The organism is Hungatella sp. SB206, from assembly GCF_051132295.1.
GTDB lineage: Bacteria > Bacillota > Clostridia > Lachnospirales > Lachnospiraceae > Hungatella > Hungatella effluvii.
The window spans coordinates 928,187-951,026 of the sequence record NZ_CP096603.1; the positions used below are offsets into that span (position 1 = coordinate 928,187).

General features: G+C 49.6%; 21 protein-coding genes. 19 read left to right on the forward strand and 2 right to left on the reverse strand.

Annotated elements, in window-relative coordinates; translation table 11 throughout:
- Positions 1 to 153: 153 nt before the first annotated feature.
- From M1L66_RS04175 to M1L66_RS04195, 5 genes are read left to right on the forward strand one after another with little or no spacing between them, the layout of a single operon-like run.
- Complete coding sequence (locus tag M1L66_RS04175; RefSeq protein ID WP_002601722.1) at positions 154 to 594, forward strand: potassium channel family protein; 441 nt, start codon at positions 154 to 156, stop codon at positions 592 to 594.
- Complete coding sequence (locus M1L66_RS04180; protein WP_187022917.1) at positions 591 to 1,268, forward strand: potassium channel family protein; 678 nt, start codon at positions 591 to 593, stop codon at positions 1,266 to 1,268. Before M1L66_RS04175 ends, M1L66_RS04180 begins: the two co-directional genes overlap by 4 nt.
- Positions 1,258 to 2,832 (forward strand): TrkH family potassium uptake protein, encoded by a 1,575-nt coding sequence (locus M1L66_RS04185; RefSeq protein WP_434691127.1) that lies wholly within the window; start codon positions 1,258 to 1,260, stop codon positions 2,830 to 2,832. Before M1L66_RS04180 ends, M1L66_RS04185 begins: the two co-directional genes overlap by 11 nt.
- Positions 2,829 to 4,319 (forward strand): sensor histidine kinase, encoded by a 1,491-nt coding sequence (locus M1L66_RS04190; protein ID WP_187022919.1) that lies wholly within the window; start codon positions 2,829 to 2,831, stop codon positions 4,317 to 4,319. The genes M1L66_RS04185 and M1L66_RS04190 overlap by 4 nt, the downstream gene beginning before the upstream one ends.
- Positions 4,312 to 4,998: a response regulator gene (locus M1L66_RS04195; protein WP_187022920.1), complete on the forward strand. Its 687-nt coding sequence runs from the start codon at positions 4,312 to 4,314 to the stop codon at positions 4,996 to 4,998. Before M1L66_RS04190 ends, M1L66_RS04195 begins: the two co-directional genes overlap by 8 nt.
- 49 nt (positions 4,999 to 5,047) lie before the next feature.
- Here M1L66_RS04195 and M1L66_RS04200 read toward each other — a convergent pair whose 3' ends face one another.
- On the reverse strand, positions 5,048 to 6,244 hold the full coding sequence (locus tag M1L66_RS04200; protein WP_434691131.1) for an acyltransferase: 1,197 nt from the start codon (positions 6,242 to 6,244) through the stop codon (positions 5,048 to 5,050).
- 160 nt (positions 6,245 to 6,404) lie between these two features.
- On the opposite strand from M1L66_RS04200, the gene M1L66_RS04205 reads away from it, so the two are divergent.
- Positions 6,405 to 6,599 (forward strand): hypothetical protein, encoded by a 195-nt coding sequence (locus tag M1L66_RS04205; protein ID WP_187022922.1) that lies wholly within the window; start codon positions 6,405 to 6,407, stop codon positions 6,597 to 6,599.
- Between the two features lie 103 nt (positions 6,600 to 6,702).
- Here the strand turns inward: M1L66_RS04205 and M1L66_RS04210 are convergent, their stop codons facing one another.
- Positions 6,703 to 7,308 carry an AAA family ATPase gene (locus M1L66_RS04210; protein WP_187022923.1) on the reverse strand — a complete coding sequence of 202 codons (606 nt, stop codon included), beginning with the start codon at positions 7,306 to 7,308 and terminating at the stop codon, positions 6,703 to 6,705.
- A 183-nt stretch (positions 7,309 to 7,491) separates the two neighbouring features.
- Here M1L66_RS04210 and M1L66_RS04215 point away from each other — a divergent pair, with 183 nt between their 5' ends.
- From M1L66_RS04215 to M1L66_RS04275, 13 genes are all read left to right on the forward strand, one after another.
- On the forward strand, positions 7,492 to 8,211 hold the full coding sequence (locus M1L66_RS04215; RefSeq protein ID WP_187022924.1) for a polysaccharide deacetylase family protein: 720 nt from the start codon (positions 7,492 to 7,494) through the stop codon (positions 8,209 to 8,211).
- A 98-nt stretch (positions 8,212 to 8,309) separates the two neighbouring features.
- Complete coding sequence (locus tag M1L66_RS04220) at positions 8,310 to 8,885, forward strand: ANTAR domain-containing response regulator (protein WP_187022925.1); 576 nt, start codon at positions 8,310 to 8,312, stop codon at positions 8,883 to 8,885.
- Positions 8,886 to 8,955: 70 nt separating this feature from the next.
- Positions 8,956 to 10,377: a sensor histidine kinase gene (locus tag M1L66_RS04225; protein WP_434691136.1), complete on the forward strand. Its 1,422-nt coding sequence runs from the start codon at positions 8,956 to 8,958 to the stop codon at positions 10,375 to 10,377.
- 239 nt (positions 10,378 to 10,616) lie between these two features.
- Complete coding sequence (locus M1L66_RS04230; protein WP_434691138.1) at positions 10,617 to 12,023, forward strand: APC family permease; 1,407 nt, start codon at positions 10,617 to 10,619, stop codon at positions 12,021 to 12,023.
- A 66-nt stretch (positions 12,024 to 12,089) separates the two neighbouring features.
- A complete protein-coding gene (gene ucpA, locus M1L66_RS04235; protein ID WP_002601709.1) occupies positions 12,090 to 12,887 on the forward strand; it encodes an SDR family oxidoreductase UcpA in 798 nt (265 codons plus the stop codon).
- Positions 12,888 to 13,662: 775 nt separating this feature from the next.
- A complete protein-coding gene (locus M1L66_RS04240; protein WP_434691140.1) occupies positions 13,663 to 14,994 on the forward strand; it encodes a replication-associated recombination protein A in 1,332 nt (443 codons plus the stop codon).
- 22 nt (positions 14,995 to 15,016) lie between these two features.
- A complete protein-coding gene (locus M1L66_RS04245) occupies positions 15,017 to 16,318 on the forward strand; it encodes an ectonucleotide pyrophosphatase/phosphodiesterase (RefSeq protein WP_434691142.1) in 1,302 nt (433 codons plus the stop codon).
- Positions 16,319 to 16,593: 275 nt separating this feature from the next.
- Positions 16,594 to 18,297, forward strand: coding sequence for a transcription termination factor Rho (gene rho, locus M1L66_RS04250; protein ID WP_187022929.1), 1,704 nt, complete (start codon positions 16,594 to 16,596; stop codon positions 18,295 to 18,297).
- A gap of 239 nt (positions 18,298 to 18,536) precedes the next feature.
- Positions 18,537 to 18,746, forward strand: coding sequence for a 50S ribosomal protein L31 (rpmE, locus tag M1L66_RS04255; RefSeq protein WP_002601704.1), 210 nt, complete (start codon positions 18,537 to 18,539; stop codon positions 18,744 to 18,746).
- Positions 18,747 to 18,825: 79 nt separating this feature from the next.
- On the forward strand, positions 18,826 to 19,770 hold the full coding sequence (locus M1L66_RS04260; RefSeq protein WP_434691146.1) for a DUF1385 domain-containing protein: 945 nt from the start codon (positions 18,826 to 18,828) through the stop codon (positions 19,768 to 19,770).
- A complete protein-coding gene (locus tag M1L66_RS04265; protein ID WP_434691149.1) occupies positions 19,767 to 20,738 on the forward strand; it encodes a N5-glutamine methyltransferase family protein in 972 nt (323 codons plus the stop codon). Before M1L66_RS04260 ends, M1L66_RS04265 begins: the two co-directional genes overlap by 4 nt.
- A 51-nt stretch (positions 20,739 to 20,789) precedes the next feature.
- Complete coding sequence (prfA, locus tag M1L66_RS04270) at positions 20,790 to 21,866, forward strand: peptide chain release factor 1 (RefSeq protein ID WP_187022931.1); 1,077 nt, start codon at positions 20,790 to 20,792, stop codon at positions 21,864 to 21,866.
- A gap of 245 nt (positions 21,867 to 22,111) precedes the next feature.
- Positions 22,112 to 22,702 carry a hypothetical protein gene (locus M1L66_RS04275; protein WP_434691152.1) on the forward strand — a complete coding sequence of 197 codons (591 nt, stop codon included), beginning with the start codon at positions 22,112 to 22,114 and terminating at the stop codon, positions 22,700 to 22,702.
- The last annotated feature ends 138 nt before the right edge of the window (positions 22,703 to 22,840 follow it).

Consider the following 22,840-nt stretch of genomic DNA (forward strand, 5'->3'; position numbering starts at 1 on the left):
TCTTTTTTTGACCCTTTATTCCCGGATCCCATCTTTATAGAATCTTTATATGCCTGCATTGATTCCCACTATCATTTTTATGATGCCTTCCGCTACAATAAAACTGTAAGAATACGCTGTTTTATGCTTTAGATAGAAAAAGGAGGTGCCAGTATGTTTTTTCATAAAACGAAAACAATCATTATCGCAGGGGCGAGCAGATTTGGCGCGGGATTGGCAGGAAAACTTTCGGGGCGTAATACTAGAATTGTGGTTATTGATTTAAATGAAGATGCATTCCGGAAATTACCGGATGATTTTGGAGGGTATCAGATTGTAGGCGACGGAACCGACGTGGATTTATTAAAACAGGCTGGAATTGAGAGCGCGGAGGTATTTATTGCGGCTACGGATGATGATAATATTAATATTCTGGCGTCCCAGATCGCATGCCGGATCTTTAAGGTGCCGGAGGTATTTTCACGGCTCAATGATAAGAATAAAGAAAAGCTGCTGAGCGGTTTTAATGTGAAGCCAATCTGCCCGTTTGTGCTGTCGGTCAATGAGTTTGACCGTCTGACAGAAGGCGAGTATCAGGAGGCGGTGGTCTCATGAAAATCGTAGTGGCAGGAGGCAGGGACGAAGCTGATTTCCTGATCGGACTTTTGTTAATGGGAAAACATAAACTGATTACGGTCAATGAGGATATGAATTACTGTGAGCATCTCGCAGCGGTTCACGATGATATATCCGTGATCTACGGCGATCCCTGCAAGGAATATGTGATGGAAGACGCCGGAATCCGCGGATGCGATATAGTGATCGCGCTGCGGGAGAAGGACGCGGATAACCTGGAGATATGCCAGATGGCAAAGCGCCTGTTTGCCGTGAAAAAGACCGTCTGTACCGTAAGAAATCCGAAAAATGTGGAAATTTTTGAGCTGCTGGGCGTGGACCGGGCCATCAGTGCTACCTATATGCTGGCCCATTATATTGAACAGGCTTCTGTGGTGGAAGATCTGGTCAAGGTTATGCCGCTGGAGAACCAGAGGGTTCTGGTGAATGAGATCAGAGTGATGTCCGACTGTCCGGCGGTAGGACAGAAGATCGCCGATATGCGGCTGCCTTTTAACACCATTATCAGCTGCATCATCAGGGATTCCGAGGTGGCGGTGCCCAACGGGCAGAGCAAGATCATGGCGGGGGACCGTCTGGTCGTCATGACCACGCCTGAGAGTCAGAAAGAGGCGGTAAAAGCGATCATAGGCAGTGAAGAAAATGAAAAGTGACAAGAAGATATGGGAAACATTTGGCGCAAAATACCAGGACGACCGGCGCACGCTGAAAGGCGGCCGCCTCATTGCCGGTTATATGGGAATCGTGATGATTCTGGCGGGGATCATCACGATGCTGCCTTTGCTTACCCTATTCTTTTATCCGGAGGAAATCGGGCAGGCGCAGTACTTTGTGGCGCCCGGAGTCTCCGCCATTCTGGCCGGATACTTAATGAGCCTTGTCCTGCGGGGAAGAAAAACCGGAAGGCTGGAAAAGAATCAGGAGATGATTGTGGTGCTGGGGACCTGGATCATCGTTATATTTGTGACGGCCATGCCTTTCGTTCTTACGGGAAATTACACGGTGACGCAGGCCGTGTTTGAGACCACCAGCGGACTCAGCACCACGGGTCTGACTGTGGTCAATACGGGTACGGCGCCGCATATTTTTCTGATTCACCGGACCGTGCTGCTGTTCTTCGGAGGGATCGGGCTGGTGTTGGTCATGACGTCGGTTCTGTCCGATGTGTATGGGATGCGTCTGTATCACGCGGAAGGCCATTCAGACCGTCTGCTCCCCAATTTAATCGAATCCGCCAGGCTGGTCATAGGGATTTACAGCGGCTATATTCTGGCTGGAACACTACTTTATGTGCTGTTTGGAATGAGCCTCTTCGACGCGGTTAATCACCCCGTGGCAGCGCTTTCCACCGGCGGTTTTTCCACGAGGCCGGAGAGCATCGGATATTATCACAGCCCCGCGATCGAGATGGTCACAATCGTGCTTATGCTGCTGGGAGGCACGAATTTTTTCGTTCATTTGCTTCTTCTGAAAGGAAAATGGAGGGCGTTCTTTTCGCACTGCGAGACAAGGCTCATGCTGTTTTTGCTGGCTCTCTTTGTGCCTCTTCTGACGGTTCTTTTAACGAACAGCGTGTACGGCAGTGTGCCGGAAAGCATTCGGACGGCTTTATTTCAGGCGGTTTCCGCGCTGACGACGACCGGGTTTCAGACGGTGGACTCCTTCGCCTCCTGGACGCCGGCCATGATGTTTCTTATGATCCTTCTGATGCTTATTGGAGGCGGAGCCGGCTCCACGGCAGGCGGCTTGAAGATTTACCGTGTTTATGTTATGCTGAAGGAAATCTGGTGGAAGCTGGTGCGTGATACGTATCCGGACCGGGTGGTATTTACAGAGCAGATTAACCGGGGCGGGCGGAAGGATACGATCCCGGACCGGGAGAGAAAACAGATCAACGCGTTTGTATTTTTCTACCTCCTGCTGTTTGGCGCGGGGACATTTATATTCTGCTGTTACGGTTACTCCCTGCAGGATTCCATGTTTGAGTTTGCGTCATCGCTGGGAACGGTGGGGCTGTCCGTGGGAATTACGGCGTATGGAGCCAGTCCGGTGATTCACTGGACCGCCATAACCGGTATGTTCATGGGGCGGCTGGAGATCTACGTGGTTCTTATCGCTGTAGTCAGAATGGCATCAGACGGAAAGAAGTTCCTGCGTGAAAAACGTTTTCAGGCAGGTACAAGCGGAAAAAGAAACGGGAAAAGGATTGAATCATGAGAAATGAAACCGCAGATGCGGGATATGTCTTAAAAATAGTAAAAAATGCTGCAAAAGTAGCTGTCATATGGGTGCTGTCCACCATGTTTGCCATCGTGCTCAACCATATGGGGGTCCGGATTGAAAACCTGCTTCTGCTCTATGTGGTTGGCGTCGTGATCTGCAGTGTGGAGACCAGCAGCATGTGCTGGGGAATCGGTTCGGCGGTGGTATTTGTGTTCACCTTTAACTTCCTGTTTACCGCCCCGAAATTCACCTTTCAGGTGGATGATCCCAACTACGTGATCTCGCTGCTGATCTTTATCATTGTTGCTTTTATCGTGGCGTCGCTGACGGTTAAACTGCAGAAACAGATGGACATCGCTAACACCAGGACGGAGATCACCACCAGGCTGAATGCCATCGGAAGCGGATTCTTAAATCTGTCCGGTCTTCCCGCCGTGGCCAGATACAGCTGTGAAAGTCTGAAGAAGCTGACGGCCAGACACGTGGATATCCTGATTCGAAACCGGGATAACGAGGAGTTTGCCGATACCATAGCGGAGTGGTGTTACCGCAATTCCATGGTCTGCGGGCACGGGGAGTCCCAGTTCGGTGAAAATCCCTGTCTATACGTGCCGATCCGCAGCAACAATAAAACCTACGGCGTCGTAATCTTCGACTGCAGCGAGAGTGAGCTGGAGGCGGAAGAGCGGATTTATGTGGACACCGTCATTTCCCAGATTACCCTGGTGATGGAGCGGGAGAGGCTGAATGAGGAGAAGGAGGATACCAAGATCCAGATTGAGAAGGAAAGGCTGAAGAGCACTCTGCTGCGCAGTATTTCCCATGATTTAAGGACTCCGCTGACCGGAATCGCCGGGATCTCCAATTTCCTGTATGACAATTATAACGGGCTCGACGAGGAGACGGCAAAGAGCATGCTAAACGATATCTGCACCGATGCGGAGTGGCTGAATTCCATGGTGGAGAACCTGCTCAATATGACGAGAATTCAGGAAGGGCGCCTGGAGATACAGAAGAAAAAAGAGGTGGTCGATGACCTGATATCGGGTGCGGTCACGCTGGTATCCAAGCGTCTGGGAGATCACCATTTAAAGACGTCCACCCCCCACGACATCGTGCTGCTGCCGGTAGACGCCAGGCTCTTCACCCAGGTCCTGGTGAATTTGATCGACAATGCGATCCGTCACTCCGGAAAGGATACCACCATTACCGTATCCGCCAAAGTGAACGGAAGTTTTCTGGTTTTTAAAGTATCCGACAATGGGATCGGGGTGCCGGAGGAACGGCTGGATCAGATTTTTGATAATTTTTTTACAACTGCGTATGAGAACGGAGATAAGCAGCGGGGAGTCGGTTTGGGGCTCACCATCTGCAAGGCCATCGTGGAAGCTCACGGAGGCCGTATCACGGCGTTTAACAACGACAAGGGGGGAGCCACGTTCCAGATTGACATGCCGATGGAGGTAAGACAGAATGAATGATGCAGATATCCTGGTAATAGAAGACGACAAGACAATTCAGAACTTTATAAGAATAACACTGAAGACGAAGGGATACCGGTGTGATCTGGCCGACGACGGCCTGACTGGTATTTCCTGCTTTTACGCCAACAATCCGGACTTGATCCTTCTGGATTTAGGGCTTCCGGACCTGGATGGGATGGAGGTGCTGGACCAGATTCGTCAGGAATCCGATGTGCCGGTCATCGTAGTCTCCGCGAGGGGCATGGAGCAGGAGAAGGTAGGCGCGCTGGACGCCGGAGCCGACGATTATATCACCAAGCCGTTTAACGCCGGTGAACTTCTTGCCAGAATCCGGGTCGCACTGCGCCACCGCAGCAGCGCCCCCAGGCAGGAGCCGGTCTTCGAGCTGGATACCTTTAAGATGGATTTCGAGAAGAGAAAAGTCTTTGTCAGAGGCGGCGAGGTGCATTTGACCCCGATCGAATATAAGATGCTGACGCTTCTGGTAAACAATTCCGGGAAAGTGCTGACTCACCATTTCATACAGCAGGAGGTGTGGGGCTACGACACGACGGATGATTACCAGTCCCTCCGCGTATTCATGGCGAATATCCGGCGGAAGATAGAGGAAGATTCCACGAAGCCTCGGTTTATCCTGACGGAAGTCGGAGTGGGATACCGATTTGTGGAGTCGTAAAATGAAATGGCTGATGCAGTGAAAAAAGGCCTATATGAATTTATGTAAACTATGAGGCTGGCTGACGGGCCAGCCTTTTCCGTAGCTTTTCTAACCATTTGAGCGCAGCTTCGCAGACGTATTCCACGGCAATGACAACGGTATTATCAAATACCAGAGCAGCCAGAAGGGAAAGGATCAGCGTCACGGCCATGGCGAGCGCGGTGCCGCCGATAACCCCAAGGGAGGAGGCGAAGAGGCCGAGCCGTTCCTCGGTGACGTAATGCAGAATGTACCAGTGAATCAGTAGAATGGAAAATCCATACTTTCCGATTACTCTGACAGCCATTCCTGGCATTTTCAACCGGTCTTCCCTCTCAGAAAACCATGCAAAAATGCCGCCTGCCATGAAGAGCATCGCAGGAGCTTTGTTAAACAGCATTTCAGCCCTGTCAGGAGCGATGCAGGAGACGGCAGCGGTGAAGACAAAGGACACTGTCCCGAGGGCCATAAAAAGCTTAAAAAAGCGTTTAGAGACTGGTCTCGTCCAGAAATATCCGAATACAAACACGGATTCCCAACCGCATAGGACGGTTACGAAACTGAACTGGATACCGACCAACGGAAGCCAGGCAAGCGCGCCGTTCATGACAAAGGTCAGGAAGACAAATGACGTCAGAAGGCGGTCGGACATGTTCTGCACCATGACTCTGAAAAACGGCGCGGTGAGATAGAAGGAGATGATAACATACATCAGCCAGAAATGCGGGTTCCAGTCCGAGGGGCCGGAAAGAAAACGCCTTCCCGCGTCAAGCCAGTTTGCCGGATTAAACAGCCCGGAATGATAGAGTCCCATATAGAGGTAGAACATATAGTAGACCGCCATGGGAATGACGACCCGAAAGACCCGTTTCCTATAAAAGGACGCGACCGGTTCTTCCCCGCGGTTCAGCAGCAGCGCTCCGCTGAGCATGACAAACAGAACGTTGCAGGTCAGAAATGCGGTCTCCGCGATGCGCAGGCCGATCCATCCGGGACTGCCTGAAGAAAGCTGTGTATCGGACTGAACGACATGGGTCCCGATGACGGCCATAACGGCCAGAACACGAATGTAATCGTATCCCTTGATACGTCTCCCGCTTCCGTTTTCAATCCCCAGAATACTCTTTATATAGGGGCCGGATCCGCCGGCCTTTCTGCCGCGGTCACCATGAGCCAGAATAACAATCAAAAGCCCCAGAATCAAAATCAGATATTTCGTCTGCAACAGTCAAGACCTCCACTGTAAAAAGTTATTACTCTAATCATATCCCAGGAAAGCGGAACAAGTCAATCGTTTATAGAATGTTTATGAAAGCCGCAATCTCAACCGTAGAATCTTTAAATCGCCCTGCATTATAATGAAAGCAGAAGAGGAGGGGATTGCGATGATGGAAGTCCTTTTAATAAATGGGAACCTTGTGAAGAAAATGGTGGATAAACTGGAAAAGAAGCATCCGCTGCTCTGCCTGCTGATTTTTCAGACGGCGGTTGCGTTGTTTCTCATTGCAGCGGTCGGCGGAATTGCCTTGATTGGCGGGGGCGTGATATGGCTGTTTTACCATTTGGTTGGTATGGTATAGAGGCAGTATGGATGCCGGAAAGTCAGGAAGAACAAAATTCAGGAGCGATATGCCGTTTCTCCCTCAAGAAAGCATATCGCTCCTGTAGTTTATTATAAGGTTATTATGGCTGCTTATAAAGGTATTCAATCAGTCCCAGCGTTCGTTCCATACCGAGCTTGCTGACGTTGATCAGCAGCTGGTGGGAATCGGTGCTGCCCCAGTTCTGATCGGTATACGTCTCATAGTAATTCTTTCTTCTCCGGTCTGTCCGCTTGATCGCGGTGGCCGCCTCCTTTGCCGTCAGGTTGTAGCGGTCCATAATCCGTTTGACGCGGTCCTCCATGGAAGCGCTGATGAAGATATTCAGACAGCCGGAATTCTGCCGGAGAACGTAGTCCGCGCACCGGCCGACGATGATACAGGGCCCGCGCTTTGCCAGGCTTTCGATGATGGATGACTGCGTTAAATAGGTGCTGTCATTTAAGGGAAGGCCATAGCCGGTGAAAGAATTGACATGGTCCGGATAGCGGTAGGCTGACAAAAATGTGTTTAAAACAGATTCATCCACTTCTTCGACACTGATTTCTGAAAGCCCCATTTTATCGGCTGCCATCTCCACTAAATTCCGGTCATACAGCGGAATGCCAAGAGATTTGGACAGCCTGTCGCCGATTTCGTGTCCGCCGCTGCCGAACTGACGGCCGATGGTAATAATTTTATGCCCCATAACATCCTCTCCTTTCAAAAGAATTTCATGTGCCTATGAAATTATGCAACAATAACAGGTTTATATCCCTATTATATCGTATTTTATGGGAAAAAGATAGAAAAATTACGAAAACAAACCGGTTTTATTTTCTTTCGTCTGTGCATAGATTGTTTAATAATAGTGAGAAAGCCAGAGATCGAAATGAAACTGAGATGGAAAATTTTATGCCTGTTTGCTGTCCTTGCACTGGATATCGCGCTGGGAAGAAGCATGTATGGCTTTTATCAGGAAACGAAGGGGACTCTCTTTCTTCCGGCTGACGCCGGGGATTCGGCGCGGAGTGAGGTGCGGCGCCAGTTTTCCGGGGAGAAACAGATCGCGCTTACCTTCGATGACGGCCCTCATTCCGTCTATACCAGTCAGCTGCTGGATGGACTCAGAGAGCGGGGCGTACATGCCACGTTTTTTCTTCTGGGAGAAAATATCGACGGAAAAGAAGGGGTGATCCGCCAGATGAAGGAGGACGGCCATCTGATCGGAAACCATGGGTTTACCCATGTACAGATGAGCAAGGAAACACTGGAAAATGCCTGCGGGCAGATCGGGGAAACCAACCGGAAAATCGAAGAGATCACAGGCCAGAGGCCGGAATATCTGCGGCCTCCGTACGGATCGTGGAATGAGGAGCTGGAGTGTGCAACCGATATGACGGTGGTGCTGTGGTCGGTGGATCCTCTTGACTGGAAGCTGCAGAATACAAACAAAGTTGTGAGGAAAATCGTGAAGAATGTAGAACCCGGAGATATCATACTTATGCACGATGTATTCCCGACTTCGGTGCAGGCGGCGCTGGAGGTTGTCGATACTTTGGAGAAGCAGGGGTATACCTTTGTCACAGTAGAGGAGCTTCTGGTGGATTGATCAGTTGCGTTTCCCCCTGATTTCATGGTATAATGAGAAGCTGAATAAATACATATATTTCATATACAAACAGGGAGTATATGGCAGGGGGGAGATTGATGGGGGTACGAGGTGTAATTGCAGATGACGAAGTTCTGATTCGTATGTATATTCGGGAAATCCTGGAGAATAATGGTTACGAAGTGGCAGGAGAGGCCGAGGATGGCATGGATGCCGTTACTCTGTGCAGGGAGATGAAACCGGATTTTATAATTATGGACATCAATATGCCTGTTATGACCGGTTTGGAAGCGGCCAGGGTGATCAACGAGGAGAAGCTGGCCGGATTTATTATTGTGCTGACCGCTTACCGGGACAGGGAGATTGCCGAAAAAGCAGTGAATATGGATATCATGGGCTATATTGTGAAGCCGGTGGATGAAGATACTCTGATTCCGGCTATTAAGATTGCCCAGAATAAATATAAGCAGATTCAGGAAATGGAGAGGGAGTTCAGCAGAACGAAGGAAACGCTCAATGACAGAAAGTATGTGGACCGTGCCAAGGGAATTATTATGGAGCGCAGAAATATGACAGAGAAGGAAGCATTTTCCTATATTCGCAGGCTGGCCATGGACAAGGGAAAGCCCATGGCGGAGATAGCAAAAATGCTTTTAAAAGCGTATGGAGAGTAGAGAGACTGAAAAACAGGTGTGAAAACAGACTGAAAAAACAGACTGCAATAACAGGGGACGGGAGGGGAAAATGCCTGATTGTCTGACAAAAGAAGAACGGGACAGGAAGCTGGTCCAGATTGCCCATTCTTATACCGATTTGACAGAAGCGGATATCCAGATTCTTCTGGATGTATCCCATGCGCTGCCTTCTATCGGTAATCTGGAAAGCGGGGATACCTATATCAATATACTGACACGAAACGGGGAATCCATGGTTGCGGCCCAGTACCGCCATCCGGACTGTGACCTCTATAAGCGGGACGTGATCGGGGAGGTTGAAAAGAAGGAAGATGAACCGGCGGTATATCGGGCGCTGGAACACGGAATTCCAGGCAGAGGGCTGATCGGTATTATTGACAACAGAAAGATTGTGGTCCGCCATACTGTCAGTCCCATTTTTAATGACCAGCAGAAGGTCATCGGATCTTTGACTTATGAATATCTGAATTCCGGGGCAGATACGGAGCCTATACGTATCGTAAATAAAGAGGGAAAAGCGGCTTTCTTTGACAGTAAGATCAATCAGCTGATCAGCAATCTGCAGGAGGGATTCCTGATCTGCGATGAGGCGGGAATCTGTACCTTTGCGAACGCACGGGCGGAGGAGCTGTATCAGAAGGCCGGGCATCCGGAGAGCCTCATCGGCCGCAGATATGAAGAACTGGATCTGACGGGAAAGTACAGCCAGGAAGAGATTATGACTGGCGGTACCTGGAAGCAGGAAGTTCGGACTGACCGATACGTATGGGAGGAGAATATCAGTGCGATTCGGGAAAATGGAGTGTATCAGGGAATTCTCGTTATCCTGCGGGATAAGACGAAGATCCGGCAGATGGAGGACGAAATCGCTTACCGGGCTGCCTTAATCCATGAGGTTCATCACCGCGTGAAAAATAACCTTCAGACGATCATCAGCCTCGTCGGGCTGGAGGCGGCACAGAAAAAAGACGCAGAGGTGAAGGCGTTTGCCAAAACCATTACCGGATATATCCGCAGCATGAGCATGACCTATGACCTTCTCGCTCATACCGGGGCGGAAGCGGTTGATTTAAAGACCATGCTGGCTCGGATTATCGATTGTGTGCTGGAGAGCTGGAGCGTCCGCGGATGCAGGATTCATGTGGAGGTGACAGGAGATGATCTGGAGCTTCCGGAGCACGTGGCATCCACCGTTGCGCTGATTGTAAATGAGCTGGTGACAAACAGCATCAAATATGCCTTTTGTGACCGTGAGGAAGGCAGCATTTTCCTGACGATAGAAAAGGGAGAGGAATACTCCTGGGTTACGGTCAGGGATGACGGCTGCGGAATTGATGAAAAAAACGGTGACCGATCCGGCATGGGACTTGGATTAAAGCTTGTGGACAGCCTTGTGAAATCGAGCCTTAAGGGTACGCTAACGATGGAAAGCGGGGAGGGGACCGCCGTCAGATTTTCTGTCTTCCATTAACCGGTATTTTCTTGACAAATTAATCACAAAGTGCTATGATCTAATTCAGTTAAAGGGATATCACTTTAGCGTAAATTTAATATAAGATGATATGCAACGGCGTATATCAGTAGAGCGGCATTGTGGTCCAAAAACTTTGTAAGGGGTTTTTGGACCTTTTTATTTCTGTGGGCTTAACGCCTCATGTTCTGCGGCGGTGGGACTGCTGAAAAGTTTAATTACGTAAAGGAGTTTTAGGAATGGAAGATAATCAAAATAAAAATGGCGGTCTGAACAAAAGTTTGAAATTGATTTTTGTTTATACGGTAGCGACAGGCTCTATTTTTACCTTTGTAAACTACTGGGATTCTGTTTTCTACGGTTATTGCGGCACCGGTACATTTCTTGCTTTTGCCCTGATGACGGTTGCAATCCTTCCGATTGCACTGGTATACAGCGAACTTGCTTCTCTGTTTCATACTTCCGGCGGGGAGCTGATTTATAACACGGTCGGGATTAACAAACACGTGGGATTTTTGGCCTCCTGGCTGATTATGGCGGCGTGGATATCCGTTCCGCCGGCTGTTGTTATGGCGATCATGACATGGGTGAATAAGACGATGCATTTGAATCTTGGCACCTGGCCCATGGTAGGCTGTGCGGCGATTCTCTTAATTCTGTACTTCCTGATGAGTATTCAGAATGTCCAGTTTCTCGTTAAAGCCCAGGCCGGCATGCTGTTCTGTAATATTGCGGTTACCATACTGACCGGATTTATCCTGCTGTTTTCCGGTCACTGGCATCTCGCGAACTTTGGAAATATTTTTACCTCCACATTGGATTCTGTCCACGGAATTCCAGGCTGGATTATCGGTATGGCGCTTTTGATTACTCCGTATTTTGGTTTTGAGACAGTTCCCCAGATGGTGGAAGAGGGAGATTTCCCCATCAAAAGCTCTAAAAAAGCAATCTGCGGTTCGATTCTGACATGCGGCTGTATCTACGTATTCTACTATTTCTGTGTTGCGGGTCTGGACGGTTTAAAGGACATATATGCGGGATTTGCGCAGGATGGTTTCCTGACGATTGCTACGATGCAGAAAGAACTCGGCTGGGTTTTCTGGCCTATAGTTGTGGGGCTCATCTCCTGCCTCCTGGGCATGGGCGCTTCCCTGCTGGGCTTCTGGATGTCCACGGTCCGTATGCTGTACTCCATGGCGAACAAAAACTTTTTGCCTAAAATATTTGCAAAAGTGAACAAAAATAAGCAGCCTCTGCTGCCAAATATTTTTCTGCTGATCCTTTCTTTAATTTTTATAGTTTTACAGAACTCCTCTGATTTTATGAGTGCATTCTTCAATCTGATGAGTTTTGGCTGTGCCTGTGCGTATGCGCTGACAATGATTTCGGCGGTCTGCATTCACCACAAGCATCCGGATTGGAAGAGCTCCAATACGGTGAAGGGCGGCGATGCATTCCGGATCTTCGCCATGGTGATAGCGATAACGATTGCATTTTTCTGTACGTTGGGACAGGGAGTGGATTCCTGGATCTGCTTCTTCGTCTATCTTGGAATCGGCGGTATCATCTGGCTGTGGATGAACCTGGTAAACTGGAAGAAGCATCCGGTGGAAATTGAGACGCCGGACGGTATACGGAAGTTTTAAATGATTAGAGCAAACCATGCGGTCATTCCGCCTGGAATATAAAAAACAACAAAGGAGATATGTAAAATGGCTAAGTTAGATGGAAAAGTTGCATTGATTACCGGCGCTGCTGCAGGTCTTGGAGAGGGAATCTCCACTGCTTACGCAAAATACGGCGCAAAATTAATTATGGTAGATTTATCCCCTTCGGTAGAGGAGACTGCTGAGAAGCTGCGCAGGGAATACAATGCGGAAATTATTACGGTTATTGCCAATGTAGCCGACCGTGAGCAGATGGACGCTGCGGCTAAGAAGGGCGCTGACACCTTCGGAGAGATCAATGTTGCATGCTGTAACGCGGGCGTATGCCGTTTAGCACCTTTTGAGGAAATGGATGACAAGACTCGTGACTTCCACATTGATGTAAATATCAAGGGTGTATGGAACACCTGTAAAGCTGTAGTTCCATATATGTTAAAGCAGGGCGGCGGAAACATTGTGATCGCGTCTTCCGTAACCGGTGACATTGTTGCCGATGCGGGCGAGGCGGCCTATGCCATGACAAAGGCCGCGCTCGTCGGCCTGACCAAGTGTCTTGCCGTAGAGTACGCAGCCCGCAATATCCGCGTAAACTGCTCCCAGTTAGGCTATGCCCGCACACCGATGGTTGAAAAGATGGCTCTGGAATCCAATCCGGAGAATCCGGAGGCAGCAATCGCAGACATCGCAGTGGGTGTTCCGATGAAGCGTCTGGCTAAACCGATTGAAGTCGGCGAACTGTTTGCATTTTTGGGAAGTGATGAGTCCAGCTACTTAACCGGATCTCAGATCGTGATTGACGGCGGAAGCACTCTGCCGGAGACGATGTCTATCGGAGTTAATTAATGTAAGAACGGATCTTATGCAGATCAAGTCTGCCTGCCGGAGTGCTCCGGCAGGCTTTTTCTATATTTTAAAGTTCGTAATGATATTGGTTGCCGGCCATGGTATAATGAACCTGTGGAGAAAAATGAGTAAACGTGAAGACCGCATTTGCGAATTCGGAGAAGTTTTAGAATAAAAGTGAATTTCCGGAGACACAGGAAGTCTTTGAAAAGGTATTCGTGGAATAGAGCGTTGGGAAACATCAGATGGGAGGGCGATATGGAGAGAAAGAGGTTCTGCTATTATTTATCAAACTTTATGATTCTGTTTTCCAACGCGGCCAGGCTTTTGAAAGTTACAGTTCACTCCCCACCAGTGGCACCGCAGTCCGGTTCGGCCGGGCAGGCTTCCTCAGCCTTTCCAGTTCCGGTTTCGGGTATAAGAAGTTCTAAACGTGCAGAATTTTTCTAAAAACCAGGTGAAATTCCCAAACTCGCTGCGCTCAGACAAGTGGGAATTTTACCTGAACGAAAAATTTTGCGCGTTAAGAACTTCTAATACCCTGCAAAGTCACAGGAAAGGCTGAGGAAGCCTGCCCGGCCGAACCGGACTGCGGTGCCACTGGTGGGGAGTGAACTGTAACTTTTGAAATACCGCATCCAAATGTATGTTCCTGGAAATCATTGACACTTTTGGAAACCAGGGCTATACTTTTGGTACGACTGATGTTTTTCCGGAATCCAGCTCACGTGGGTCTGCCGGGAAGTGATATTGTATACAATGCAGGAGAAGGAAAATGGATTTATTTGATTTTATGAGAGAAAATACCATGGATAAGGAATCTCCCCTGGCGTCCCGGCTCCGGCCGGTGACTCTTGACGAGGTGGTTGGGCAGCAGCACATTATCGGAAAAGACAAGCTGCTGTACCGGGCAATCAAGGCGGATAAGCTGGGATCCGTGATCTTTTACGGACCTCCGGGGACTGGAAAGACGACGCTGGCAAAGGTGATCGCCAATACCACCAGCGCTGATTTTAAACAGATCAATGCCACGGTCGCCGGTAAAAAGGACATGGAGGAGATCGTGAAGGAAGCCAAGGATTCCCTGGGGATGTTTGGGAAAAAGACGATTCTGTTCGTAGACGAGATCCATCGTTTCAATAAGGGGCAGCAGGACTATTTACTTCCGTTTGTGGAGGATGGGACGCTGACTCTGATCGGCGCCACCACAGAGAATCCGTACTTCGAGGTGAACGGAGCGCTTCTTTCCCGTTCCAGGGTGTTCGAACTGAAGCCGCTGGAGCGGGAGGACATCAGAGAACTGATCCGCAGGGCCGTCTACGACAAGAATAAGGGCATGGGGGTCTACAATGCGGTGATCGACGAGGAGGCCATGAACTTCCTGGCTGATGTGGCGAATGGAGACGCCAGAGCCGCATTGAACGCCGTGGAACTGGGCGTCATGACGACAGAGCGGGATACGGCTGACGGAAAGATCCATATCGACATTGACGTGGCTCAGGAGTGTATTCAGAAGCGGGTGGTGCGTTACGACAAGGACGGGGACAACCATTACGACACGATATCCGCATTTATTAAGAGCATGCGGGGATCCGACCCGGACGCGGCCGTCTACTATCTGGCCCGGATGCTGTACGCAGGTGAAGATATGAAATTCATAGCCAGGCGAATCATGATCTGCGCGGCGGAGGATGTGGGAAATGCGGACCCGCAGGCGCTGGTCGTAGCCGTGGCGGCGGCCCAGGCGGCGGAACGGATCGGCCTGCCGGAGGCTCAGATTATTCTTTCCCAGGCCGTCACCTATGTGGCCACGGCTCCCAAGAGCAACGCGGCCTGCAATGCGGTCTTTGACGCATTAGAGGCAGTGAAGTCGAGAAAGACCATGCCGGTTCCGGTACATTTACAGGATGCCCATTACAAGGGCGCGGCGAAGCTGGGACACGGCCAGGGATATTTATATGCCCATGATTTCCCGAATCACTATGTGAAACAGCAGTATCTGCCCGACGGCTTGGAGGGGAGCGTGTTCTACCAGCCGACGGAGAACGGATACGAGAGAAAAATAAAGGAGCACATGGAGTTTATCCGAAACGAGGCAGAGGAGTAGGGAGAAAGGCGGAATTGGTGAAATGAGCAGACAAGACAGAAAAAAACGCCGTATGATGATTCTGTCCCTGGACGCCGTGGGCGGAAGGGACTTAGCCTATATGGAGACGCTGCCTAATTTCGGCCCATTCTTTAAGCGGGCGGCCGGATGCGGTGAAGTGGTAAGCGTATATCCCAGCCTGACTTATCCGGCTCATGTGAGCATTGTGACCGGACGTTATCCGAAGAACCATGGAATCGTCAACAATTTACAGGTACAGCCGGAGCGGGAACCATCGGACTGGTTCTGGCAGCGGAAATACGTGCAGGGGACGACCCTGTATGATGAAGCGGTAAAGAACGGATACCGGGTGGCTTCCCTTCTGTGGCCGGTGATGGGGAAGGCCAGAGTGCATTACAACCTGCCGGAGGTGCTTCCGAACCGTCCGTGGCAGAATCAGCTGGGCGTGTGCATGATGAACGGGACGCCTCTTTATGAACTGGAGCTTCAGATGAAGTTCGGATCTATGCGGGAAGGCATCAGGCAGCCGCAGCTGGATCATTTCGTCCATGCGTCCATGCTTCACACCCTGGAGAAATACCGGCCTGATCTGATGCTGGTTCATTTGACTGATGTCGACACGAACCGCCATTTGTATGGACTGGACAGCCCGGAGGCCATGGCGGCCATCAGGCGCCATGACGAAAGGCTCGGGGAGCTTCTAGGACTGCTCCGTAAAATGGGGCTGGAGGACGAGACGGATGTGGTGATACTGGGAGACCACTGCCAGTTGGATGTGAAGGAAGCAATTTACCCGAATTACTATTTTGTAAAGGCTGGGCTGGCAGAGGTGAAAAACGGCAGAATCCGTGATTGGAAGGCGATCGCCAGAGACTGTGACGGATGCTGTTATATCTATGTGAAGGATAGAAGCTGTCTCGGGCGAACGGAAAAACTCTTAAACCGCATGATAGAGCGGGAAAACAGCGGAATTGCCCGCATCTTTACCCGCGACGAAGCCGTCGCACTGGGGGCGGACCCGGAATGTGCGTTTGTGCTGGAGGCCGCGGATGGGTATTACTTTCAGAATGGCTGGGAAGAATACAGGAGAATGGCAGGAGCCTCCGACCATCATACGGATTTCCATATCCAGGCGGCAACCCACGGGTATCTTCCCGACCGGGATGGATACCGGACGTTTTTTATGGCTGCAGGCCCGCATTTTACAGCGGGGGCCAGGGTGGAGAAAATGTCACTGGTCGATGAAGGGCCGACACTGGCCGAAATTCTGGGACTGGATCTGGGCCGGGTGGACGGGCGGACAATGAAGGAACTGATTCGCTGACCGCTTTGCGCCCTTCCGGCCGCAGGCCCTGCGGACAGGCCGGGACAGACCGGGAAGCAGAGGCCGACAGGGCTGTGAACTGTAACACGGCAAAGGGCTGTGCAATTTATGGAGATAAAAAAATCTTCCCTTTTTGACAATCAGGGTATATAATGAAATTATCGTACGACCTGACGTCAGATTTTATTTACATCTGTTTACGATATTCTATCGTAGATAATTCCCATGAATATGAAAGAACTGTCATATGGAGTAGTTAAAATAAGGAGAAAGTTATGCGTGAAAAATTAGAGACATTATCATTGGCTAAATTAAAGGAGTTTGCCAAAGAACAGGAGATCAAGGGCTACGGTTCCATGAGAAAGGCGGAGTTGATTGATATTCTCTGTGAGAAGGCAGGCGAAAAGGAAGGAAAAAGTGCTCCGGCAGATGTTTCAACCGGGAATGAAGAACCTTCTGTGAGTGCCGGAGAAGCGGTGAAACAGGCCGAGGAACCAGCGAGGAGAGCCGCAGAGCCGGCTAAGGAGGAGAAGGCTCCTGCTCAGACACAGGCGACCTCCGTAAACAGAACGAATCCGAATGATAAAAAAAGAACGGTGGTCCGTTCCTACAGGCAGGAAGGACCGCAGAGAACCAGTAATTACAGGCAGTCCCAGGGAGATTCCATGGAACGAAGCGACCGCCAGGACAGGCCGGAGCAGCGTCAGGACAGGAATGAACGCCAGGATAGGAACGACCGCCAGGACAGACAGGACCAGCGCCAGGAGATGAACCGGATCGAATCCGTAAGGGAAACGGCCGAGGAGGCGCGCCCGGAATTTCAGCCGAGTCCGGAGCTTCAGGAACTGGACAGCGGCGTCGACGCGTACGGCATCTTAGAAGTGATGCCGGATGGATTCGGCTTTATCCGCTGTGAGAACTACTTACCGGGTGAGAATGACGTCTATGTGGCTCCGTCCCAGATACGCCGGTTCAATATGAAGACGGGTGATATCATACAGGGCAGCCGCAGGGTGAAGACCGCCGCGGAGAAGTTTGCAGCCCTTCTGTTTGTAAAATACATCAACGGTTATCCGGCAAGCGCGGCTGAGCACAGACCGAACTTTGAAAATATGACGCCGGTTTTCCCGGATAAGAGACTCCACATGGAGACTACGGGACGCAATACCACGGCAATGAGAGTTCTCGATCTGTTGTCCCCGATCGGTAAGGGACAGAGAGGTATGATCGTATCCCCGCCGAAGGCAGGTAAGACGACTCTGTTAAAGCAGGTGGCCAAGGCAGTAACCGTCAATCATCCGGATATGCATGTCATCATCCTGCTGATCGATGAACGTCCCGAGGAGGTTACGGACATTAAGGAGTCCATAACCGGCAACAATGTGGAAGTTCTGTATTCCACCTTCGATGAGCTTCCGGAGCGCCATAAGAGAGTCTCCGAGATGGTAATCGAGCGGGCAAAGCGTCTCGTGGAGCACGGACGCGACGTGATCATTTTACTGGACAGCATTACGCGGCTGGCAAGGGCGTATAACCTGACGGTAGCCCCCAGCGGCCGTACATTATCCGGCGGACTCGATCCGGCGGCCTTACACATGCCGAAACGATTCTTCGGTGCCGCCAGAAACATGAGAGAGGGCGGAAGCCTGACGATTCTTGCGACTGCCCTGGTAGACACGGGAAGCCGTATGGACGACGTTATCTATGAGGAATTTAAGGGAACCGGCAACATGGAGCTGGTGCTTGACCGGAAGCTGTCTGAGAAGCGGATTTTCCCGGCCATTGATATCCTGAAATCCGGTACACGAAGAGACGATCTGCTCCTTACGAGGGAAGAGTCCGAGGCCGTGGATCTCATTCGCAAGGCGACCAACACCTTAAAGCCTGAGGATGCGGTGGAGAAGATTCTGGATCTGTTCACCAGAACCCGAACAAATCGGGAGTTTGTGGAGATGTCGAAGAAGATTTTCCGATATTAATGTTTTGTCGGTCTTTGTAAAAATTATGCTTGCATTAAAAAATATTCTGTGATATACTGTATAAGCTGTTTATTAGAGAAAATGGATTATATTAAAGTCAATACCATCCGAATATTCGGATGCAACAGCATAGCTGCTATGTCATTTCGGATTTTAAATCCAGAGTGCGGATTGAAATTGAGTTATAGAGACTCAGCGTGCTTATTGAAATAAAATAGAAATCAGGTGAGGTGAAAATCATGAAAGAAGGAATCCATCCAAATTACTATCAGGCCAAAGTTGTTTGCAACTGCGGTAATGAATTTGTAACCGGTTCTACAAAGGAAGATATCCACGTAGAAGTTTGTTCTAAGTGCCATTCATTCTATACCGGCCAGCAGAAAGCTGCTGCAGCACGTGGACGTATTGATAAATTCAATCGTAAATATGGCGTTAAGGCCGCTGAATAAGTTAGAGCAAAGAAAAGGTTGAGTTTGGTGGAAACACTTTAGCTCAACCTTTTTTGGGATTTATAGAGAGGTGGAACATATGAAGTATTCAGGCATCGGCGGACAGGCCGTGATTGAAGGCGTTATGATGAAAAACGGGGATGAGTATGCCACCGCAGTCCGTAAGCCGGACGGAGAGATTGAAGTTAAAAAGGATACGTATATCAGCATGGGGGAGAAGGTAAAGTTTTTTTCCCTGCCGTTTGTGCGCGGAATATTCAGCTTTGTCGATTCCATGGTGCTGGGGATGAGGTCCCTCACGTTTTCTGCCAGTTTTTTTGAGGATGATGAGGATGCGGGAGAACCCGGAAGGTTTGAACAGTTTTTAGACCGCGTATTCGGTGAGAAGCTGGAGAAGGCCTTGATGGCAGTGGTCATGGTGTTTTCTGTTATCATGGCGATTGCTATTTTCATGGTTCTGCCACTGTTTCTGGCGAACATATTTCATCGTTTTATCGCATCGCAGACCGTGATGGCGGTGATCGAGGGAATCATCAGAATCGTAATTTTTATCGCTTATATCAAGATTATTTCCAATATGGAGGATATACGCAGGACATTTATGTACCACGGAGCGGAACATAAGTGCATTAACTGTCTGGAGCACGGTCTGGATCTGACTGTGGAGAATGTCAGAAAAAGCTCAAAGGAGCATAAGCGCTGCGGAACCAGTTTTCTGCTCATCGTTATGGTGATCAGTATCCTGTTTTTCATGGTAGTGCGTGTAGATACGATCTGGCTGCGTGTAGTCAGCAGAATCGTTCTGATTCCGGTTATCGCGGGGGTATCCTATGAATTTCTGCGACTGGCCGGCAGAAGCAATTCGAAGATCATGGACATTTTAAGCCGTCCTGGCATGTGGATGCAGGGACTTACCACGACAGAGCCGGATGACAGTATGATTGAGGTCGGCATCGCGTCCGTGGAGGCGGTTTTTGACTGGCGGGAGTTTTTAAATAAGAATTTTCCGGAGAAGCAGGGATGAAACTGACATTACAGGCATTATGGAACGAAGGAACGGAGAGACTGAAGCTGTCCGGAATCGGAGAGGCGGAGCTTGATGCAAAGTATCTGCTTTTCGAGGCATTTCATACAGATATGGTGCATTTCCTCATGCACAGAAACGATGAGGTGAAAGATGAGGATTCGGTTAAAAGAGCCGTAGCGGATTACCGCGCGATGATAGAAAAACGGTCGGAGCGGATTCCGCTTCAGCATATTACGGGCAGCCGTGAATTTATGGGCCTGGAATTTTCAGTCAACGAACATGTGCTGATTCCGCGCCAGGATACAGAGACTCTGGTGGAGCAGGTCTTAAAGGATTATAAGGGAAAGAACCCTGTCGTCCTGGATCTTTGCACCGGAAGCGGATGTATCGGGGGAAGCCTGTCCATCCTCGGTGGATTTTCTGATGTGACGCTGGCTGATATCTCTTTGGAGGCGCTTAAGGTGGCGGAAGAGAACGCCCGGGAATTGATGCAGGCGAAATGGAATTCCGTCAGAGTTACAGCGGAGTGCCGACAGGAAAAGCCCTGGAGGCTGGAAGTTTCCGCCGGATTGGCGGAGGGAGCAGATGAGAAGGGCAGCGTGCAGAAGATTACGCTTGCAGAGAGCGATTTGTTCTCAGCTTTTTCCGGCAGGCGGTTTGATGTGATTGTGTCAAATCCGCCTTATATTCCTTCGCGCGTGATCGAGGAGCTGGAACCGGAGGTCAGGGATCACGAGCCGCGGCTGGCACTTGACGGAATGGCAGATGGACTGTATTTCTACAGGCGGCTTGCTGAGGAATGCGGCAGTTACTTGAATCCGGGAGGAACCGTTTATTTTGAAATCGGATATGACCAGGGGCAGGCGGTGAGCGGACTTCTTCGGGAGGCCGGTTTCCGGGGGGTTTGTGTGTATCAGGATGCGCCGGGGCTTGACCGCGTGGTCAGGGGTACTATGGTTTTATAAAGTATCAATGCAAAGTTACCTGAAATGTAAGATTTTGGAGGTTAATTTCCCATGTTTGATAAATTAGATGATATATTGATTCACTATGAAGAGCTGATGCTGGAATTAGGAAATCCTTCCGTGACGGAGGATCAGAACCGTTTCCGCAGGCTGATGAAGGAGCAGGCAGATTTAGCGCCGCTGGTAGAGACTTATACGGAATATAAGAAGGCGAAGATGGCTGTGGAAGACAGCCTTACCATTCTGGACGAAGAAAATGACGAAGAGATGCGTGAGATGGCAAAGGAAGAATTATCCGATGCAAAGAAGCAGATCGAAGCGCTGGAGCAGGAACTTAAGATTCTTCTTCTTCCCAAGGATCCCAATGATGACAAGAACATCATTTTGGAAATCCGTGCCGGCGCGGGCGGAGATGAGGCCGCTTTGTTTGCGGCTGAGCTGTACCGTATGTACGTGAACTATTCTGAGGGCCAGCACTGGAAAGTGGAGCTGATCAGTGTCAATGAAAACGGAATCGGCGGTTTCAAGGAAGTCGTGGCTATGGTCACAGGAAAAGGAGCGTATTCCAAGTTGAAATATGAGAGCGGTGTTCACCGTGTTCAGCGTGTTCCGGAGACGGAGAGCGGCGGACGTATCCACACTTCCACAGCGACTGTGGCGGTTATGCCAGAGGCGGAGGATGTGGACGTGGTAATCGAGGATAAGGACTGCAGGATTGATGTCATGCGTGCTTCCGGTAACGGAGGCCAGTGTGTCAATACGACGGACTCCGCGGTTCGTCTGACCCATATTCCGACAGGTATTGTTATCTACAGCCAGACCGAGAAATCACAGCTTCAGAACAAGGAAAAGGCATTCCGCCTGCTCCGTTCCAAGCTGTATGACATGGAGCTGGAGAAAAGACAGAATTCTGAGGCGGAAGAGCGTCGGAGCCAGATTGGTACGGGAGATCGTTCCGAGAAAATCCGTACGTACAATTTCCCCCAGGGACGTGTGACCGATCATCGAATTAAGCTAACACTTTATAAGATTGATTCAATTATGAACGGAGATATCACGGAGCTGCTGGACAGTCTGATTGCGGCCGACCAGGCGGCGAAGCTGGCGAAGGTGAATGAGAACGTGTAAACGGATGGTTTGATATTTTGTTTTTTATGGTTTCAGGTTGAGATAGGAAATAAATAGAGAATGGCGCCCTGTTTTTGAAAAACAGGGCGTTTTTAGTGGAATAAATACGTGCATCTGTTATAAAAAGGATTCTCCGATGCGGTAAAAGATCAGACAGTAACCGATTAATTTCCTTTTCCATAGAAACATTCGTGTTCCTAATCATATAATGATAGAAAAGACATATCCATCCTTAAGAGGTTTATATGGCCAATGACTCCTTAGGTTCCATAATTACACAGGGAAATTTTCTTAGAATCGACAATGCTTTTGTCGATGAGGTTTCTTCTTCCGGCAGAAATACCGGATTTATTATAATCTCCTACTCGGTTCCGTGGCAAAGCGGAGTAACCACTGTTCAGCAGCTGCGGTTGAACGTCAATAATAACACCGCAATCATGAATTCTTTCAGAATGCCAATCCGTCTCAGTGATATCCGCCGGGGAATGCGGGTGGATGTAACATTTTCACCGAATATGACTCGAAGCATACCGCCTCAGTCTACTGCATTTACGATAGTCACGAGACAGCCTCCCAGACCTTCAGCCAATACTACAACGCAGAGAGTGATCTGGATTGACTGCAATAACAGTCAGATTCTTGCCGGCATGCCAAACAATATCAGCAGAATAACGAGATATATTGTCACAAGCTCGACGGTTATCCTGAACAGAAGTGGATTTCCGATCAGATTGTGTGATCTGCGCCCAGGCCAGCTGGTACAGATAACCCATGCGAATGTCCAGACGGCGAGTATACCGCCTCAGACGACGGCATTCCGTATTCAGGTGAGATAGAACGGCGATGAAGCAGGGGATTTATAAGAAGGATGCATAAGAAAAATATATTATAGGAATTTATAAAAAGAATTCATAAAAGGCTTGTAATCGTGGTCCTGCGCCGCTTTTACAAGCCTTTTTATGCTGCATGGTAAA